Origin of the sequence: Mycobacterium sp. RTGN4, assembly GCF_033804635.1 — a bacterium.
Classification (GTDB): domain Bacteria; phylum Actinomycetota; class Actinomycetes; order Mycobacteriales; family Mycobacteriaceae; genus Mycobacterium.
The window spans coordinates 182,982-199,127 of record NZ_JAPZLB010000009.1 but is presented as its reverse complement, the minus strand read 5'-3'; the positions used below and the strand labels follow the sequence as shown (position 1 = coordinate 199,127).

Genomic DNA, 16,146 nt, shown 5'->3' with positions numbered 1-16,146 from the left:
AAGGACGTGTGCAATGAAGAAGCTGGTAGCAGTACTCTTCGCAACCACCGCGATGGCGGGCTTGCCGCTCGTCGTCGCGCCGGCAGCGCAAGCCGACATCTGCGCAGGTGCCAGTGGCCGTCACGTCGCAGTTGGCGGGTGCACCAACGTCGCCGGTGACGTGGCCAGAGGCGCCGCGATTGCGTCGGCCGACAATCCGTACATTCCCGGCGAGATCCCTTGTTACACCGTCGAGGGAGTGCCGTACTACACGCCTCCAGGCGACCCCTGCTGAGTTCCCTCCAGCACTACCGACGGACCGCGGTTCAGTAGCTGGCGGCCTACGATGAGCCGCTGAATCTCGCTGGCGCCCTCCCAGATTCGCTCGACGCGCAGCTCGCGGTACATCCGTTCGGCGACGTTCTCGCGCATGTATCCACGCCCGCCGAAGATCTGGACGGCTCGATCGGCTGCGCGCCCCGCCATCTCCGAGCAGAACAGCTTGGCCATCGACGCCTGCGCGTGCAGCGTTTTGCGATCGGTGCCGGCATCGATGGAGCGGGCCACCTCGTAGAGCATCGTGCGGGCTGCGAACAGTTCAGTGGCGATGTCGGCCAGCATGCCCGCCACCAGTTGGTGTTCGCCGAGCGGCTTGCCGTCCACCACCCGGTCTTTGGCGAATGCCGTCACCTCGTCGAGCAACCGTTGCGCTGCCCCGACGCAGCGGGCCGCCACCATCAACCGCTCGAAGCGGAACCAGTCCTGACTGAAGGTCATGCCCTCGCCCTCGGCCCCGACCAGGTTCGCCACCGGCACCCGCACCCCGGTGAAGGCAACGATCGGGTGCTCGTCGGCGATGTGGTGCGAATAGTGTGGCGTACGAACGACTTCCACGCCCGGCCACGGCAGATCGACAACCAGAAGCACATGCTCACCGTCGAATTCGCCACCCACCAGGCGCGCCTGGACGAACAGGTACTCGGCCAGATTGTAAGACGTGACGTGCCACTTCACCCCGTCGACGACGTACTCGTCGCCCTCCCGACGCGCGGTGGCCTCCAGCGCGGACACGTCCGATCCGGCGAACTCCTCGGTGATGGCGTAGGCCTCGTGCTTCTCACCCCGCACCGCGGGTAGCAGCCAGCGTTCCTTCTGGTAGTCGGTCGCAACGTCCACCCACCACTGTGGCGGCGTGTGCATCACCCAGGCCAGCCCGTTGGTCGCCCGGCCGCACTGCTCCTGCACCAGCACCTGCTGCAGGGCCGTGCATCCTTGGCCACCTACCGACGTCGGCATGTTGGTGCCGTAAAGGCCCAATTCGATTGCCCTGGCGTGATGTTCGGCCGTCACCTCCTTGGGCAAAAGTCCGCCTGCCAACTCGGCCTGGACCTCGAACGGAATGACTGAGTTGACGAACGCCCGCGCCGTCTCCCTGATCCGCCGATCCTCCGCCGTCAGTCCATACATCCTCCGCACTCCGATCCTCGCCGACCGCTTGACTGAGCGTTCAGTCTATGTCACGGTCTCGTACTATGACCAGTTCCTCTCACGCCGACGTGGTCGTGGTCGGCGGAGGCACGGTGGGCGCCTGGACCGCCGTCCTGCTCGCCGAAAGCGGAGTTCCCAACGTCGTCCTGCTCGAGGCGGCCACCCTTGGCGACGGTGCCAGCAGCCGCGCCGCAGGGATGGTCCGCGCGCAGGGCGGTACCGAACCCGCAATCAAGCTCGGCATGCGCAGCCAAGACTTCTACCGCTCCAGTGGCGACCGCTTTCCGCTCGACTGCGGGTTCGTCGCGCAGGGCTACCTCATGCCGAGCTTCACCGAATCCGAAGTGCAGCAAGCCCACGACCGCATCGCGCTGCAACGCAGCCTCGGTCTCGACGTCGAATGGCTCAGCAGCGACGACCTCGACGACCGCAACACCGGGTTGGCCAAGGGCGTCACGCTCGGCGCCTCCTACGCACCTGGCGACGGCTACATCGATGCCCCCCGCAACGTGCTGGCCTACACCGCTGCGCTAGTGGCTCACGGCGTCGACATCCGGGAGCGCTGCGCGTTCACCGGGCTACGCACGCAAGGCGGCCGAGTGGTCGGCGTCGACACCTCCGCCGGGCCGATCACCACCGAACGGGTGGTGCTCACCGGCGGTCCGAAGCTCGCCGCCGTCGGCGCTCGGGCGGGCGGACGCATCCATGCAGGCGGCACCAGGCATCAGGTCGTCGTCACCGCGGCACCGGCCGAGCTAGACATCCACGACGTACCGATGGCGTTCGACGTGACCTCCGGAATCTATTGGCGGCCAGGGGAAGCCGGCGGCGTGCTGTGGGGCATGAGCAACCCCGACGAACCACCGGGCACCGCAGTGGACTTCGACACCTTGTACTACCGCAAGGCCCGCGACCGCATCGAATACCTCTTCCCTGCGGTTCGTGGACTCGGGCTGCGCCGGTCGTGGGCCGCCACCATCGACTACACCCCCGACCACCTACCCATCCTCGGCCCGCTGCTCACCGACGACGGTCCCGTCGACGGCACCGTAGTGGCCAGCCCGGCCGGGCACGGAATGATGTGGGGCCCAGCCGTGGCCCAGGTCGCCGCGGACCTCGCCACCACCGGCGAGTGCACGTGGCTCGACCTCACCGACCTCGGGCTCGACCGTTTCGACGCAGAAGGCAACAGTCGGGTAGCACCAGAACCCATTTCACTACCGTTTCCAGAGAAAGCGACCCAATGAGAACCACTATCCTCACCCCCTTCATCTCCGGAGCGGCCGACGCCGAGCTCGAGGACTGGGGCCCGCTCGACGAGGCCACCGGCGATGAGATGGCCACGCACGGCATCCAATTGTGGGAAGACGGTGACGCATCGGCTGGCATCTGGCAGTGCGCACCGGGGCCGTCGCACTGGACGCTGGAAACCCACGAGGTGATCTACCTGGTCGCAGGCAGCATGACCGTGACGCCCGACGGCGGCGAGGCCTCGGTGATCGGCGTCGGCGACATGGCCGTGTTCCCCAAGGGCTGGACCGGCACGTGGGACATTCACGAAACGGTGCGAAAGGTCTACTCCATCTTCTGATCTCGATTCGGTCTCTGTCGCGCAACGGCTCGTGCGGCACCGCGGTTCTCGTCGTCTCGTGATTGACAATTCGGGGCGTGACGGAATTGCGGGGGCCCGACGTTGGCGCGTGAGATATCCCGTCAGACGTTTCTGCGCGGTGCCGCGGGCGCGTTAGCCGCGGGCACGGTTTTCGGCTCGGTGCGGGCTGCCGCCGAGCCGGTCGCCTCCGGCTGGGGTGCTTTGTCAGCGGCCATCGGCAACCCGGTCCTACTGCCTGACAACAGTCAATTCGCCTCGGCGAAGCAGGTTTTCAACACCAACTTCAACGGGTCGACGCCTGCGGCGATCGTCACCCCGACATCGGCAGCGGACGTGCAGAAGGCGATGACGTTCGCCGCAGCCAACAATCTCAAGGTCGCGCCACGCGGCGGTGGGCATTCCTACATAGGGGCGTCCACGACGACCGGCGCGATGGTGTTCGACCTGCGTCAGTTGCCCGGCGGAATCAACTATGACGCCGCAAGCGGGCGAGTCACTGCGACGCCCGCGACGAGTTTGTGGGATCTGCACCAAACGTTGGCCGCGGCAGGCAGGGGCATCCCGACAGGTATCTGCCCGACGGTCGGTGCCGCGGGGCACGCCCTTGGCGGCGGGCTTGGCGCCCAGTCCCGCCATGCAGGCCTGCTCTCCGACGCGCTTTCATCGGCGACGGTCGTACTACCAGGGGGCCAGGCAGTCACCGCGTCTGCAGCCGAGAACCCCGACCTATTCTGGGCGTTGCGTGGTGGTGGCGGCGGAAACTTCGGGGTGACGACCTCGCTGACGTTTGCCACGTTCCCCATCTCGGACGCCGACGTCGTGAACGTCCATTTCCCGACGGAGTCGTTCGCGCAGGTCCTCGTCGGTTGGCAGAACTGGTTGCGGACCGCCGACCGCAGCAACTGGGCACTGGCGGACAGCACCACCGACGCGACGGGTACGCACTGTCGCATCATGGCGACATGCCCTGCCGGGTCGGGTAACAGCGTGGCCGACGCCGTCACCAAAGCCGTAGGCGTGCAACCGATCGGGACCGACGTCCAGACGTTCAACTATCTCGATCTGACGAAGTACCTGGCAGGCAACAACATGAATCCGGCTCCGCTGGCATACGTCGGCGGGTCCGACGTTTTTCGGACCATCGACGCGGGAGCGGCCCAGGGCATCGCCGCAGCGGTCAACGCCTTTCCCGCAGGAGCCGGCCGCATGTTGGCGATCATGCACACGCTCGACGGCGCGCTGGCCACGGTGGCACCCGGTGCCACCGCGTTTCCCTGGCGCGGGCAGTCCGCGCTGGTGCAGTGGTATATCGAACCATCCGGACCGCCAGCGGCGGCCGTCGGCTGGCTGAACACCGCACACCAAGCGGTGCAACAGTATTCGGTCGGCGGGTACGTGAACTATGTCGAAGCGAATCAACCACCGGCGCGGTACTTCGGCCAAAATCTATCGAAGCTGAGCGCTGTCCGGCAGAAGTACGATCCCGGCCGGGTCATGTTCTCCGGGCTGAACTACTAGCGCCGCTCACACCGTGGACAGGTCGCGGTCAGAGTTTCTCCTGGAAATCCGGATCGGTCGAGAAGTCCCAAGCCACGCTTGAGGATTCTGCCCCACTCGTCAGAACAAGTGCATCGACTGCGACAACACCCTGCGGTGACGCGATCACCGGGTTGGCCTCCACCGCATCGAGCGCATCGCCCAATTCGGCGGCCAGCGTCGAGAACGCGACGACAACGTCGGCCAAGACTGCAACGTCCGCGGGTTGCCCGCCGCGCCAGCCGTCGAGCAGCGCCCGCAGCCGCAGCCCGTTCAGTAGCCGCAGTGCCCGCGCGTGCGACACCGGCGGAACGACGAGCACCCGGTCGGCGAGCAACTCAACCAGCGTGCCGCCTGCGGCGATGACCAGCAGCGGCCCGAAGCTCTCGTCGCGCACCAGTCCGATCGACACCTCGATGCCCTCGGGGGCCATCGGCTGGAGCGTCACCGCGGGTCCGAGCCGGCTCGACAGCGCCGCATACTCGGTCCGCAACGCATCCGCGCCCGCGATCCCGAGCACCACCCCGCCGACGTCGCTCTTGTGCTCGGCACCAAGGGTTTTCAAGGCGACGGGATAGCCAACCGCGCCGGCTGCGCGTAGCGCCTCGTCGACCGAGTGCGCTACGCGCGGGGCGGCGACCGGGATGCCATAGTCGGCGAGCAAGTCGAATGCCAGCTCCGGCGCCCAGTCGCGCAGCGCCGCCTGCCACCGGTCCCGCCGTGCGGCGTCCAGTCGCGGCTCTCGGTGGTCTAGCTCGATCGGCCAACGGGCCAGGTGGTCAAGGGCGGCCAGGCCGCTGCGGGTGCCCTCGAGCACCGGAATCCCCTTGCTGCGCAGCCGTTCCGCCGCGGTTCGGTCGATCGCCGATGCCACTGACGTCAGCACGGCCAGCGGTGCGTTAGTGTCTGCGGCGACGTCTACCACTGCGTCCTCGTAGGCGGTGTCGTCGTCGAATTCGGTGACCAGGTCGACGGCCAACGCGGTGACCGCGACCGAGGGCTCGTCGGACATCACCCGTAGGCACGCCCGGAACAACGACCTGGTGTCCGCGCCGGTACCCCATACGTCCAAGGGGTTGGTCGCCGACAGTCCGTCGTCGAGCAACTCGTCGATGGCGCGCGCCGTTGGGTCGGACAGCGGCGCGAACGTCACACCCAGTTCGTGGGCGAGATCCGCGGTCAGCGCGCGTTCGGCGCCCGAATCATGCACCGTCGCAATGCCATGCCCATGTTGCGCCCGTCGACCCGCGGAGAACAGTTCGATGGTGTCGGCGAACTCGGCCATGTCCCGCACCCGCACCGCGCCCACCGACGCGCAGAACGCATCCCACGCCGCGTCCTCACCCGCGAGCGCGCCCGAGTGCGCCGCCACCATCGCACGCCCGGTCGGCGATCCTCCGACGGGCAGGATGACGACAGGCACGCCGGACTCTGCGGCTCGGAGTAGCACCCAGCGCAGTCGCGGCACCGCGCGCGGCGACTCCATCATCAGCGCCACCAGCCTGGTCCCCGGATCGTCGAGCGCGTAGTCGACGTAATCGGCTGCGTCGGTGACTAACTCCTGACCGGATGACACCGCAAGCCGGTAGCCGAACCCCCGGCGTGCACGCAGCATCGTCGAGAAGGCCGATCCCGAGTGCGTGACCAGGCTGACTCCCCCGGCAGGCAGCGGGTCGGGTTCGAGGTAACCCAACGCGCGCACGCCGACCGCGTTGTTGACGAAGCCCATACATCCTGCGCCGCACAGCGCCATGCCCGCGGCGGACGCCACCGCCACCACCTCGTCGCGCAGCCCATGCGCGGAGCCGAACAAGACGGCCGAGCGCGCCCCGCTCCCGGCGGCCGCCTTGAGTTGGTCGATCAACACGCCGTCTGGAACCCCGAGCAGCACCATGTCGACGGCCTCGTCGAGATCGGACAGCGAAGGCACGCAAGGCCACTCGCCGATCCAGTCGTATCGAGGGTTCACCAGGTGCATACGCGACGAACTGCGTTGCGCCTCGATGACCATGCGTTCGCCGAAGCTGCCCGGCTTGGCACTTGCGCCCACAACGGCAACGGACCGCGCCCCGAGCATGGCGGCTACGGCTGAGGCACGCCGCTCATCCGCCATCGACTAGCTCCGGCGTCCCAACACCGAACGCAACCGACCGCCGGCCCGCTTCTTGTCGGCCAGCGCGGCCTTGGCGGCCTGCCAGCCGGGAATGCCACACACGCCGCCACCCGCGTGGGTCGCCGAGCTACCGTTGTAGAGGCCCGCGATCGGGGTGCGATAGTCGGCAAAGCCGGGTGCGGGCCGCATGTGGAACAGCTGCTCGAGCGACAGCTCGCCGTGAAAGATGTTGCCGCCGATGAGGCCGTACTCCACCTCCATCTCGTGCGGCCCGACGACGTCGCGGTGCGTGATCGACGCCTTGAAGCCTGGTGCGACCTGGTCGTAGGTGTCGATCACCCGATCGGCGTAGGCCTCGAGTTCCTGGGTGTGCGGTGCGTTCGCCCATTCCGCGGGCACCCACTGGGTGAACAGCGACATGATGTGTGTGCCATCGGGATTCAGCGTCTTGTCCAGCGTGGTCGGGATGACGCCGTCGCTGAATGGCAGCGTCGCAGGCTTGCCGACGCGCGCCTCCTGGAACGCCGCCTCGAGGTACTCCATCGTCGGCGCCATCTCGATCGAACCGGTGAGGTGTTCGGCCTCACCGGAACTCGGGTTGGCCGTGAAGCTCGGCAGCTCGGACAGTGCGACGTTGACCTTCACCACGCCGCTGCGCGTCTTCCAGTGCTCGATGTCCCCTACAAAATCCGAGGGGAGTTCATTTGGCGAAAGGTGATCGAGGAAAGCGATCTTCGGGTGCAGCGTGGTGACCACCAGCGGCGCCGTCAGCTCTTCGCCATTCTCGAGCACGACCCCGCGGACCTGACCACCGCTGGTGAGCACCCGCGAAACCTTTGCGTTGGTGCGGATCTCGGCCCCGAAGCTGCGCGCCGAGCGCGCGATGGCCTCCGACACCCCACCCATGCCACCCTCTGGGTAGCCCCAACTGCCGAGCTGGCCGTCGCCGACGTCGCCGATCGAGTGATGGGCCATCACGTATGCGGTGCCCGGTTCGCAGGGTCCGGCCCACGTACCGATGATGCCGTTGACGGCCATCAGACCTTTGACTTGTGGTGATTCAAACCAGTCGTCGAGCAGGTCGGCGATGCTCATGGTCAGCAGTCGGGTGATGTCCGCGGTGAGGCGCGGCGTGATGCTGCTCCGCATCGGCCAGGCCAGCTTGGCAAGGTCGAGCAGATCCGACGGCCGCTTGCTGCCGATGTTTGGCGGCACCTGCGTGAGCAGCGGGCCCATCACCTCGGCGATGCCCTCGATCCACGCGTAGTACTCCGGCAGCGCGTCCGCGTCCTTCTTGGAGAACTTGGACAGCTGCTCGTGGGTCCGCTTGGGGTCGTCCTCGTAGATGATCAGCGATCCGCCCTCTGGAAACGCCTGGTAGGACGGTCCCATCGGGTGCACCTTGTAGCCGTGCCGCGCCAGCTGGAGTTCGCGCACGATCGTGGGCGGCATCAGGCTCATCACGTACGACAGCCGGGTGACGCGCAGGTGCGGGGCGTCCTCCCATGGCGCTTCGGTGGTGGCCGCGCCACCGAGTGCACCGCGGGACTCCAGCACGAGAGTCTTGGCGCCCGAGCGCGCCAGGTACGCCGCCGAGACCAACCCGTTGTGGCCGCCGCCGATCACGATCGCGTCATACGAATTCGACATGAGGACCCTCTTCCCGTCGGGCTCACTGAGTCCCGGACACCGGCGGACTGACTGACTGTTCAATCTAATCAAGTGTTAGGCTACAGACAAGTGCCACTGCCGCCACATCGAAGAGGGGGAGACTCACAGACATGGCCGATCCTGCACCTGCCACGGAGCACAACGAAGCCCGCCGCATCGAAATGCTGCGCGCGGCAGCAGAGCTGATCTGCGAGCGCGGTTTCGGGGATACCCGCATCGCGGACGTGGCAAAGCGTGCTGGCGTGAGCTCGGCGCTCGTCATCTACTACTTCGGCACCAGGGACCGGCTGCTCGTCGACGCACTGCGCTTCTCCGAGGAGTCGGGCTACGAAGCCGCCGAGAAGATGCTGGCCGAGGTGACCTCCCTGCGCGAACGGCTTTCGCTGTTGATCAAGTGGACGTGCGTGCCGTCGGCTGACAACGAGATTCCCGGAGCGTGGGGGCTCTGGTTCGACCTGTGGGCGCAGGCTTTTCGGCACGACGAGGTCAAGGCGGGCCGGGTCGAGCTCGACGCCCGTTGGCGCGGGATGATCGTCGACGCCATCAAGTCCGCGGAGGCGTCTTCCGAGTTGGACGCCGCCGTCGACGCCAGGATGTTCGCGCTGGAATTCGGCGCACTACTGGATGGGCTGTCCATTCAGGTGGCGCTGGAAGATCCCGAGGTCGACTCGAATATCGCCTACGACATCGCGATGCGGTTCGCCGAACGCGAGCTCAACCTACCGCCCGTCAGGAAGCGTGCTGCGCGGAAAACCGCTACAGCGAGGAAGAACTGAGCTCGTCGGCGCCTTCCAGGTCGTCCACCACCGGATCGGTTACCGGTTGCGCGCTACTGCGATGCAGCACCCGGACGGCATCGTGGGTACAGATGCACGCGACGGCCGCACCCGGCTGGTGCGACACCGACGTCGGCCCCGACGCGTTGGGCACCTCGACGATCATCGTAGAAGGGGCGCCGACATCGACGTGGACCTGGGTACACGAGCCGAGATACACCACTTCGGAGACGATGCCACGAATGGCGTTGTGCCCCTGAGCTACTGGTACATCCGGATCCTGTAGCACGATGCGCTCGGGTCTGATGACGACGGCCGCGGGCCCGGTGCTCGTCGAGCCGTCAACAGCCGCACCCAATCGGGTGTGCAGCGCCGAACATACGGCCGAGGAGCCGTCCAGTTCGAGCACCTCGGCGTCGAAGATGTTGGCCGCGCCGAGGAAGCCCGCGACGAACGTGGTGGCCGGCGCCGAATAGATCTCCTGCGGAGGCCCGACCTGCTCGACCTTGCCCTCTGCCAGCACCGCGATCTGGTCGCTCATGGTGAGCGCTTCCTCTTGATCGTGGGTGACGTAGACGAAGGTGATCTCCACCTCGCGCTGGACCGCGCGCAGTTCCAGCTGTAACCGCTTGCGCAGCTTGGCATCCAGCGCGCCGAGCGGCTCATCGAGCAGCAGCACCCGCGGGCGTAACACCAGGGCTCTGGCCAGCGCCACCCGCTGCTGTTGGCCACCGGACAGTTGGCCAGGGCGGCGCTTGGCGTAGTTGCCCATCTGAACCAGTTCCAGGGCTTCGCCGACGCGCTCCTTGGTCTCCTGCTTGGAGACCTTGCGGTACCTCAGCCCGAACGCGACGTTGTCCCACACCGACATGAATGGGAAGAGCGCATAGGTCTGGAACACGGTATTGACCGGGCGCTTGTGCGGCGGATCGCCCGCCACGTCGCGGCCGTCGAGTTCGATGCGACCCGAGTCCGGCTTCTCGAACCCAGCGATCATGCGCAACGTGGTGGTCTTGCCGCAGCCCGAGGCGCCCAGCAGTGAGTAGAACTGCCCGGCAGGGATGTCGAGGTCGATACCCGTGACCGCGGGCACCCCGTCGAAGGACTTCGCCAGTTCGACCAGGCGGATCGCGCCGCCTCGATTTCCCGAGTCGGTCATGCGAATCCGCTCAATTCGCTACCGCAGCGGCGAAGCGGGTGAAGTTCGCGACGAACCGCTCGACATCGGCGCGGTCGTGCTGGACGGACAACAGCCATTGCTCCACCTTCCCCCATGGCGGCAGAAAAACCCCGCCATTGTGCTGAACGAGCCAATGCAGGTGCCCGAGTCTGGCGTCGATGCCGAGGAAGTCACGGAACTCCCGCACCCGGTCGCGACGGAACGTCACGCAGCCCTTGGCGCCCACCGATACGACGTGCCAGTCGTAGCCGTGCTCCGCGATGACGGACTCCAGCGACGACCGCAGGTGTGTCGCGAGCCCATGCAGATGGCGGTACGCGTCCGGGGTGAGCACCTCGGACAGGGTGGCGCGGGTGGACGCCATCGCCAGCGGGTTGCCGTTGAAGGTGCCGACCTGTTCGTAGCGACCGTCGGCGATCGCCGACATCACCTCCACGGTCCCGCCGATCGCGGCCACCGAGATGCCACCGCCCAATGCCTTTGCCAGACAGATCATGTCGGGCACGACGCCGGATAGTGCGGTCACCCCGCCCGGGCCGGTGGTGAAGCCGGTCTTGACCTCGTCGAAGATCAGTAGCGCGCCTTCTTGGTGTACGAGGTCGCGTATGACGGCCAGGTAGCCGTCGTCTGGCGGGATGATGCCCGCGTTCATCATCACCGGTTCGAGAATCATCGCGGCGATCTGACCGCGGTGTTCGGCCAATGCCCGCGCCACCGCGGACGTGTCGTTGAACGGCACCACGATCACCAGGTCTCGGATCGCGGCGGGGATGCCGGAGTTCCCAGGCACGCCGATGGGATGGTCGCGCGGGCCGACTTCGTCAGCCTCCGGCAGCACCGACACCTGAACCGAGTCGTGGTGCCCGTGGTAGCAGCCCTCTACCTTGATGATGAGGTCGCGCCCCGTCAGCGCGCGGGCGAGGTGTACGGCATCCATGGTGGCCTCGGTGCCCGAATTCGCGAACCGCCACTGCGGAAGCTCGAACCGGCGGGCCAACTCGCCTGCGATCCAGATGGCGTCCTCGGTGGGCTGGGCGAAGTGCGTGCCGCGCCGAACCTGATTGCTGACGGCGGCGACGATCGCCGGATGTGCATGTCCTGCAATGGAAGCACCGTAGCCGCCGTGCATGTCGACGTACTCGGTGCCGTCGACGTCGTAGACCTTGGAGCCTGCTCCGTGACTCATCCAGACGGCCTGCGGTTGGGCGATCTGCCAGTTGGACGTGGCCCCGCCCGCGAGGTGTTCACGGGCCAGTGCGATGAGTTCGGTGCTGCGGGGCTGGCGGCGAAGGAACACGCGTTCTTCCTCGGCGATCAACTCATCCACGGCGTCCGACACCGGGCTCTGCATCACCGTGGAAGACACGGTAGAACCTCCACTCTCCAGCGGTTGACTGAGCATTCAGTCTATGCGAGAGTCGCTAACAGCCACAAGACATGGAAACCTTCGGGGAGGCCCAGATGCCCGTGCCCAACAAACCCGCTCCGAACCGTCGACAGTTCCTGCAGCGCGCGGCAATACTCGCCGCGGCCGCACCGACACTCGGCGCATTCCTTGCTGCGTGCTCCAAGTCGGGGCCAGGGGGAACACCGTCATCCGGACCGACCCTCACGCTCGCCAAACCGGACAGCCCGGTGAAATGGCCCATCCCCGATGACAACAAGCCCATCGCCGACGGGCTGGCCCCGGAAAAGGGCGCGACGCTCAAGATCTACAACTACGCCGACTACCTCAGTCCCCAAGCCATCAAGGGATTCGAGGAGAAGTACGGCGTCAAGGTCGAGGTCTCGACGTTCAACGACGGCGACGAGGCCATCACCAAGCTGCGCAGCGGGGTGGACTTCGACATCTACAACGCCAACTACACCGAGATGAGCAGGCTTGTGACCGGCGGGCTGGTGCGCCCGCTGAACCACAGCTACATCCCGAACATCTCCAACGTGTGGCCGACGTTCACCAACCCGTGGTACGACCAGGGCTGGCAGTACACCGTGCCGTACACCATCTACACGACCGGAATCGGTTGGCGGAACGACCAAGTGCCCGCCGACATCGGTGCGCTGAAGAATCCCTATGAGTCGCTGTGGGATCCGAAGTACAAGGACAAGACCGCGATCATCGACGACTGGCACACCGCGATGGCGATGGTGCTGTTGAAGCAGGGCATCACCGACGTCAACACGTCGTCGGCCGACGACCTGAAGATGGTCGGCGAGCAACTCTCCGCGCTGGTGAAGGCAACCTCGCCCAAGGTCACCATCACGATGTACAGCGACATGCCCGCGGGGCAGATCGGGCTGTGTCAGATGTGGTCCGGCGACATCATCAACGCGCAGTCCTACCTTCCCGAGGGGGTGGGCACGGAGATCCTTCAGTACTGGTTCCCCAAGGACGGCAAGGGCTTGGTCGACAACGACATGTTGGTCACGCTCAAGGGCGGCAAGAACCCGGTGGCGGCGCACCTCTTCCTCAACCACATGCTCGATCCCGCAGTGGCCAAGGAGAACTTCTCGGCCATCGGCTACCAGCCCCCGCAGAACACCATCACGGCGGACTCTCTCATCGCAGACGCGTTCATCCCGGAAAACCTGCGGTCGGCGATCGTCAAGCCGGAGTACTTCGACACCGGCTTCCGGACGTTGGAGCTCGACGCTGCCAATGACGCTGCGTGGCACAACGTTTGGAATGCGTTCAACGCCGGCGGGTCCTAGTAACGGTGTTGTTGCGGGAACGCGAACGCAACACCCGGCTGTGGGCCGCACTGGCCGCTCCGGGCATCGGATGGCTGCTGCTCTTCTTCCTGGCTCCGCTCTACGTGGTCCTGGCCATCGTGTTCGGCCAAGTGGATCCACTCTTCCGGACGGCCGTTCCGGTGTGGAATCCGCTGGAGTGGAACGCCGATCAGTTCACCTACGTGCTGTCCCGCATCGGGCCGGGGGGCGTTTACTTTCCGGCCATCCTGCGCACCATCGGCTACGTCGGGGCGGCCAGCATCCTCTGCCTAGCCATCGCGTTCCCGGTGGCCTACTACGTGTCACGGCTGGCCGGCAGGCATAAGGGCCTGTTGATCGCGCTGCTGATCGCTCCGTTCTGGATCAGCTACATGATGCGAATGTTGGCCTGGGTCAACCTTCTTCAGAACGACGGCCTTGTCAACCGGCTGCTGAACTTCGGCGGGTTGTTCGACGTCCAGGTGGACTGGTTGACGGGCCAACCGGTCGTGGTGATCCTCGGCCTGGCGTACGGCTACGTGCCGTACATGATCCTGCCGCTGTACGCGGGACTCGACCGCCTGTCCCAGCCGATGCTTGAGGCCTCCCGCGATCTCGGCGCGAGCAGAGTGTCGTCGTTCCTGCGCGTGACGCTGCCGTTGTGCAGGCCGACGATGCTGGCCGCCGTCCTGTTGACGTGCCTGCCCATGCTCGGCGACTACTTCACCAACGACCTGCTCTCCGCATCGCCCAAGACGGCGATGGTCGGCAACCTGATCAACGACAGCGTGCAGGCGCCTGGTCAGACCGGACAGGCCGGGGCATTCGTGATGCTGGTGCTGGTCGCGACCATTCTTCCGATGCTCTACTACGTCAGGACGACGCTGCGCGGAGACGAGGTACGCACGTGACGCGCGGCCCGATCGGTTGGTATCGCGATCCCTGGCGGCGGCCAAGGGTACTGGCCGGTATCACCATCGGGTATCTGGTGTGGTCACTGCTGCCGGTGCTCATCGCCGTGATGTTCTCGTTCAACGACGGCCGCTCCCGAACCAATTGGCAAGGCTTTTCCTTTCGGTGGTACTGGGGTGACCAGACCCGGTCGGTCTGGCACGACGCCGCGCTGCACACCGCGTTATTGCAGACCCTGAAACTCGGCGTCATCACCACCGTGATCTGCGTGCCGCTTGGAGTGCTGTTCGCAATCGGCATCGACCGGTGGCGCGGCCGACTGCCCTCCGGGGCGAACGTGCTGATGCTGATCTCGTTCGTCATTCCCGAAGTGCTGCTTGCGGTGGCACTGCTGTTCGTGGTGACCAACCTGGCGCTCCCGATCGGCCTTGGCACCTCCGCACAGGTCGTCGGGCTGGTGACGTACCAGGTGGCCTACCCGGCGGTGTTGGTGCGGGCCAGGCTGGCCACCATCGGCAAGCAATATGAAGAAGCCGCAACGGATCTCGGCGCGTCGGCCTTCGGAGCGCTGCGCCGGGTCACGCTGCCCATGCTGATGCCAGCGATCTTCGCCAGCACGGTGCTGGTGTTCGCCGACGTCATCGACGACTTCGTGCTGGTGCGCTACCTGTCCATCGGCGCATCGACCGAACCGGTGTCGGTGAAGATCTACAACACCGCCCGCGCGGCGCCGACGCCTGCGCTCAACGCCCTTGCGACGCTGCTGCTGGTGGCGTCACTCGCGGCGGTCGTGGTGGGCTTCCTGATCTTCCGGCGGATGACGCGCAACGACGACACCACGGCCGACCGCGGCATCGGGGCCTTCGCAGGCGAGCTTTAGCCCCGCGAGCAGACGCATCTGTGCCGCGACACGCCGGTTTCCTGGCACATTTGCGTCTGCTCGGCCGGTAGACCGGGGCACGCTTGCGCACTAAACTGACTGTATGTTCAAACAGCACAGCCCGGCACCGGTTCCCGCCGACGATCTCGCCGCGGCGCTCGCGCCCTTCGGGCGGTCTCGCATGCTGCCTCGCGAGGCGTACGTCGACCAAGCGGTGTTCGAGTGGGAGCAGGCCAACATCTTCTCCGGCTGGAGGTGCGTGGGCCACGCGAACGAGCTCGCAGGAGTAGGCGCCCAACGGGCGGTGGGCTCGGGGGCCAACGCCGTGCTACTGGTCCTGGGCGAGGATGACGTCACTCGCGCCTTCGCGAACACCTGCAGGCACCGCGGGCACGAACTGCTCGCGTGCGGCGCAAGTGCCAAGCGCCGCAACATCGTATGTCCGTATCACGCGTGGTCCTACCGACTCGACGGTCGGCTGCGCAATGCACCGGGATTCTCCGAAGTCGACGGCTTCTCACCCGAGGAGTTCGGGCTTGCCCCGCTACGGCTGACCAACTGGCACGGCTGGTTGTTCGTCGACCCAAGCGGATGCGACGTCGAGTTCAGCGCCCACGTCGCAGGCATGGAGAACGTCATCGCCCCGTACCGCCCCGAGGACCTGACCGTGGTCGCCCGCCACTCCTACGAACTCGCCACCAATTGGAAGGTCATCGCCGAGAACTACCAGGAGTGCTACCACTGCTCGAGCATTCACCCCGAACTGTCCCGGATCAGCCCACCGACGAGCGGCGAGAATCTCCAGACCGACGGGGCTTGGATCGGCGGCTGGATGTCGATGATCGACGAAGCGGAGACCATGTCGCTCACCGGCGCCAGCGGCGGCGTCGCCATTGCGGGCCTCTCCGAACACGAGCTCCGCACGGTGATGTACGTCGTCGGATACCCCAACCTGCTCGTCAGCCTGCATCCCGACTACGTCATGACCCATCTCATGACGCCGTTGGCCGCGGATCGCACGCACGTCGAATGCGCATGGGCGTTCCCCACCGAGGTCGCGGCCAGCGCCGACTTCGATCCGTCCTACGCGGTGGACTTCTGGGACCTCACCAACCGGCAGGACTGGGCCGCCTGCGAATCCGTACAGCGCGGGTTGAGCTCACCGCACGCGCGCCCGGGTCCGATGGCACCCGACGAGGACGGCGTCTACCAGTTCGTCACCCGTGTTGCCCGTTCGTACCAGGGCCATTCCCACGCTGATCCTGCTGACGCGTCGCCGTGACCGAA

General features: G+C 66.3%; 14 protein-coding genes. 9 read left to right on the top strand and 5 right to left on the bottom strand.

Annotated features, from left to right (window positions below; translation table 11 throughout):
• Positions 1-13: 13 nt before the first annotated feature.
• On the top strand, positions 14-274 hold the full coding sequence (locus SLQ30_RS20725) for a hypothetical protein (RefSeq protein WP_319448111.1): 261 nt from the start codon (positions 14-16) through the stop codon (positions 272-274).
• On the opposite strand, the gene SLQ30_RS20720 is transcribed toward SLQ30_RS20725, so the two are convergent.
• The gene (locus tag SLQ30_RS20720) at positions 247-1,446 is read right to left on the bottom strand and encodes an acyl-CoA dehydrogenase family protein (protein ID WP_319448112.1); all 1,200 of its coding nucleotides are present in this window, start codon (positions 1,444-1,446) and stop codon (positions 247-249) included. The genes SLQ30_RS20725 and SLQ30_RS20720 overlap by 28 nt on opposite strands.
• 65 nt (positions 1,447-1,511) lie before the next feature.
• Here SLQ30_RS20720 and SLQ30_RS20715 point away from each other — a divergent pair, with 65 nt between their 5' ends.
• The 3 genes from SLQ30_RS20715 to SLQ30_RS20705 all read left to right on the top strand — a co-directional run bounded on the left by SLQ30_RS20715 (position 1,512) and on the right by SLQ30_RS20705 (position 4,597).
• Complete coding sequence (locus SLQ30_RS20715; protein WP_319448113.1) at positions 1,512-2,714, top strand: FAD-dependent oxidoreductase; 1,203 nt, start codon at positions 1,512-1,514, stop codon at positions 2,712-2,714.
• A complete protein-coding gene (locus SLQ30_RS20710; RefSeq protein ID WP_319448114.1) occupies positions 2,711-3,058 on the top strand; it encodes a cupin domain-containing protein in 348 nt (115 codons plus the stop codon). The genes SLQ30_RS20715 and SLQ30_RS20710 overlap by 4 nt, the downstream gene beginning before the upstream one ends.
• Positions 3,059-3,160: 102 nt before the next feature.
• Positions 3,161-4,597 (top strand): FAD-binding oxidoreductase, encoded by a 1,437-nt coding sequence (locus SLQ30_RS20705; protein ID WP_319448115.1) that lies wholly within the window; start codon positions 3,161-3,163, stop codon positions 4,595-4,597.
• Positions 4,598-4,625: 28 nt separating this feature from the next.
• Here SLQ30_RS20705 and SLQ30_RS20700 read toward each other — a convergent pair whose 3' ends face one another.
• A complete protein-coding gene (locus tag SLQ30_RS20700) occupies positions 4,626-6,728 on the bottom strand; it encodes an acetate--CoA ligase family protein (RefSeq protein WP_319448116.1) in 2,103 nt (700 codons plus the stop codon).
• A 3-nt stretch (positions 6,729-6,731) separates the two neighbouring features.
• On the bottom strand, positions 6,732-8,378 hold the full coding sequence (locus SLQ30_RS20695; RefSeq protein WP_319448117.1) for an NAD(P)/FAD-dependent oxidoreductase: 1,647 nt from the start codon (positions 8,376-8,378) through the stop codon (positions 6,732-6,734).
• A gap of 131 nt (positions 8,379-8,509) precedes the next feature.
• On the opposite strand from SLQ30_RS20695, the gene SLQ30_RS20690 reads away from it, so the two are divergent.
• The gene (locus SLQ30_RS20690) at positions 8,510-9,175 is read left to right on the top strand and encodes a TetR/AcrR family transcriptional regulator (protein ID WP_319448118.1); all 666 of its coding nucleotides are present in this window, start codon (positions 8,510-8,512) and stop codon (positions 9,173-9,175) included.
• On the opposite strand, the gene SLQ30_RS20685 is transcribed toward SLQ30_RS20690, so the two are convergent.
• Both SLQ30_RS20685 and SLQ30_RS20680 read right to left on the bottom strand, forming a co-directional pair.
• Positions 9,156-10,334, bottom strand: coding sequence for an ABC transporter ATP-binding protein (locus tag SLQ30_RS20685; RefSeq protein WP_319448119.1), 1,179 nt, complete (start codon positions 10,332-10,334; stop codon positions 9,156-9,158). The two genes, SLQ30_RS20690 and SLQ30_RS20685, sit on opposite strands and share 20 nt — an antisense overlap.
• 10 nt (positions 10,335-10,344) lie before the next feature.
• A complete protein-coding gene (locus SLQ30_RS20680; protein WP_319448120.1) occupies positions 10,345-11,721 on the bottom strand; it encodes an aspartate aminotransferase family protein in 1,377 nt (458 codons plus the stop codon).
• A gap of 71 nt (positions 11,722-11,792) precedes the next feature.
• On the opposite strand from SLQ30_RS20680, the gene SLQ30_RS20675 reads away from it, so the two are divergent.
• The 4 genes from SLQ30_RS20675 to SLQ30_RS20660 all read left to right on the top strand — a co-directional run bounded on the left by SLQ30_RS20675 (position 11,793) and on the right by SLQ30_RS20660 (position 16,141).
• Positions 11,793-13,067 carry a spermidine/putrescine ABC transporter substrate-binding protein gene (locus SLQ30_RS20675; protein ID WP_319448121.1) on the top strand — a complete coding sequence of 425 codons (1,275 nt, stop codon included), beginning with the start codon at positions 11,793-11,795 and terminating at the stop codon, positions 13,065-13,067.
• Positions 13,025-13,978, top strand: a complete 954-nt coding sequence (locus SLQ30_RS20670; protein WP_319458333.1) for an ABC transporter permease — start codon at positions 13,025-13,027, stop codon at positions 13,976-13,978. The genes SLQ30_RS20675 and SLQ30_RS20670 overlap by 43 nt, the downstream gene beginning before the upstream one ends.
• Positions 13,975-14,859 carry an ABC transporter permease gene (locus SLQ30_RS20665; RefSeq protein WP_319448123.1) on the top strand — a complete coding sequence of 295 codons (885 nt, stop codon included), beginning with the start codon at positions 13,975-13,977 and terminating at the stop codon, positions 14,857-14,859. The genes SLQ30_RS20670 and SLQ30_RS20665 overlap by 4 nt, the downstream gene beginning before the upstream one ends.
• 103 nt (positions 14,860-14,962) lie before the next feature.
• Complete coding sequence (locus tag SLQ30_RS20660; RefSeq protein ID WP_319448124.1) at positions 14,963-16,141, top strand: aromatic ring-hydroxylating dioxygenase subunit alpha; 1,179 nt, start codon at positions 14,963-14,965, stop codon at positions 16,139-16,141.
• Positions 16,142-16,146: the final 5 nt, after the last annotated feature.

Excerpts from the sequence above, each read along its gene's own strand:
- SLQ30_RS20710 (WP_319448114.1), top strand. The coding sequence starts at position 2,711 with ATGAGAACCACTATCCTCACCCCCTTCATCTCCGGAGCGGCCGACGCC.
- SLQ30_RS20685 (WP_319448119.1), bottom strand. The coding sequence starts at position 10,334 with ATGACCGACTCGGGAAATCGAGGCGGCGCGATCCGCCTGGTCGAACTG.
- SLQ30_RS20695 (WP_319448117.1), bottom strand. The coding sequence starts at position 8,378 with ATGTCGAATTCGTATGACGCGATCGTGATCGGCGGCGGCCACAACGGG.
- SLQ30_RS20715 (WP_319448113.1), top strand. The coding sequence starts at position 1,512 with ATGACCAGTTCCTCTCACGCCGACGTGGTCGTGGTCGGCGGAGGCACG.
- SLQ30_RS20675 (WP_319448121.1), top strand. The coding sequence starts at position 11,793 with ATGGAAACCTTCGGGGAGGCCCAGATGCCCGTGCCCAACAAACCCGCT.
- SLQ30_RS20690 (WP_319448118.1), top strand. The coding sequence starts at position 8,510 with ATGGCCGATCCTGCACCTGCCACGGAGCACAACGAAGCCCGCCGCATC.
- SLQ30_RS20720 (WP_319448112.1), bottom strand. The coding sequence starts at position 1,446 with ATGTATGGACTGACGGCGGAGGATCGGCGGATCAGGGAGACGGCGCGG.
- SLQ30_RS20725 (WP_319448111.1), top strand. The coding sequence starts at position 14 with ATGAAGAAGCTGGTAGCAGTACTCTTCGCAACCACCGCGATGGCGGGC.
- SLQ30_RS20660 (WP_319448124.1), top strand. The coding sequence starts at position 14,963 with ATGTTCAAACAGCACAGCCCGGCACCGGTTCCCGCCGACGATCTCGCC.
- SLQ30_RS20700 (WP_319448116.1), bottom strand. The coding sequence starts at position 6,728 with ATGGCGGATGAGCGGCGTGCCTCAGCCGTAGCCGCCATGCTCGGGGCG.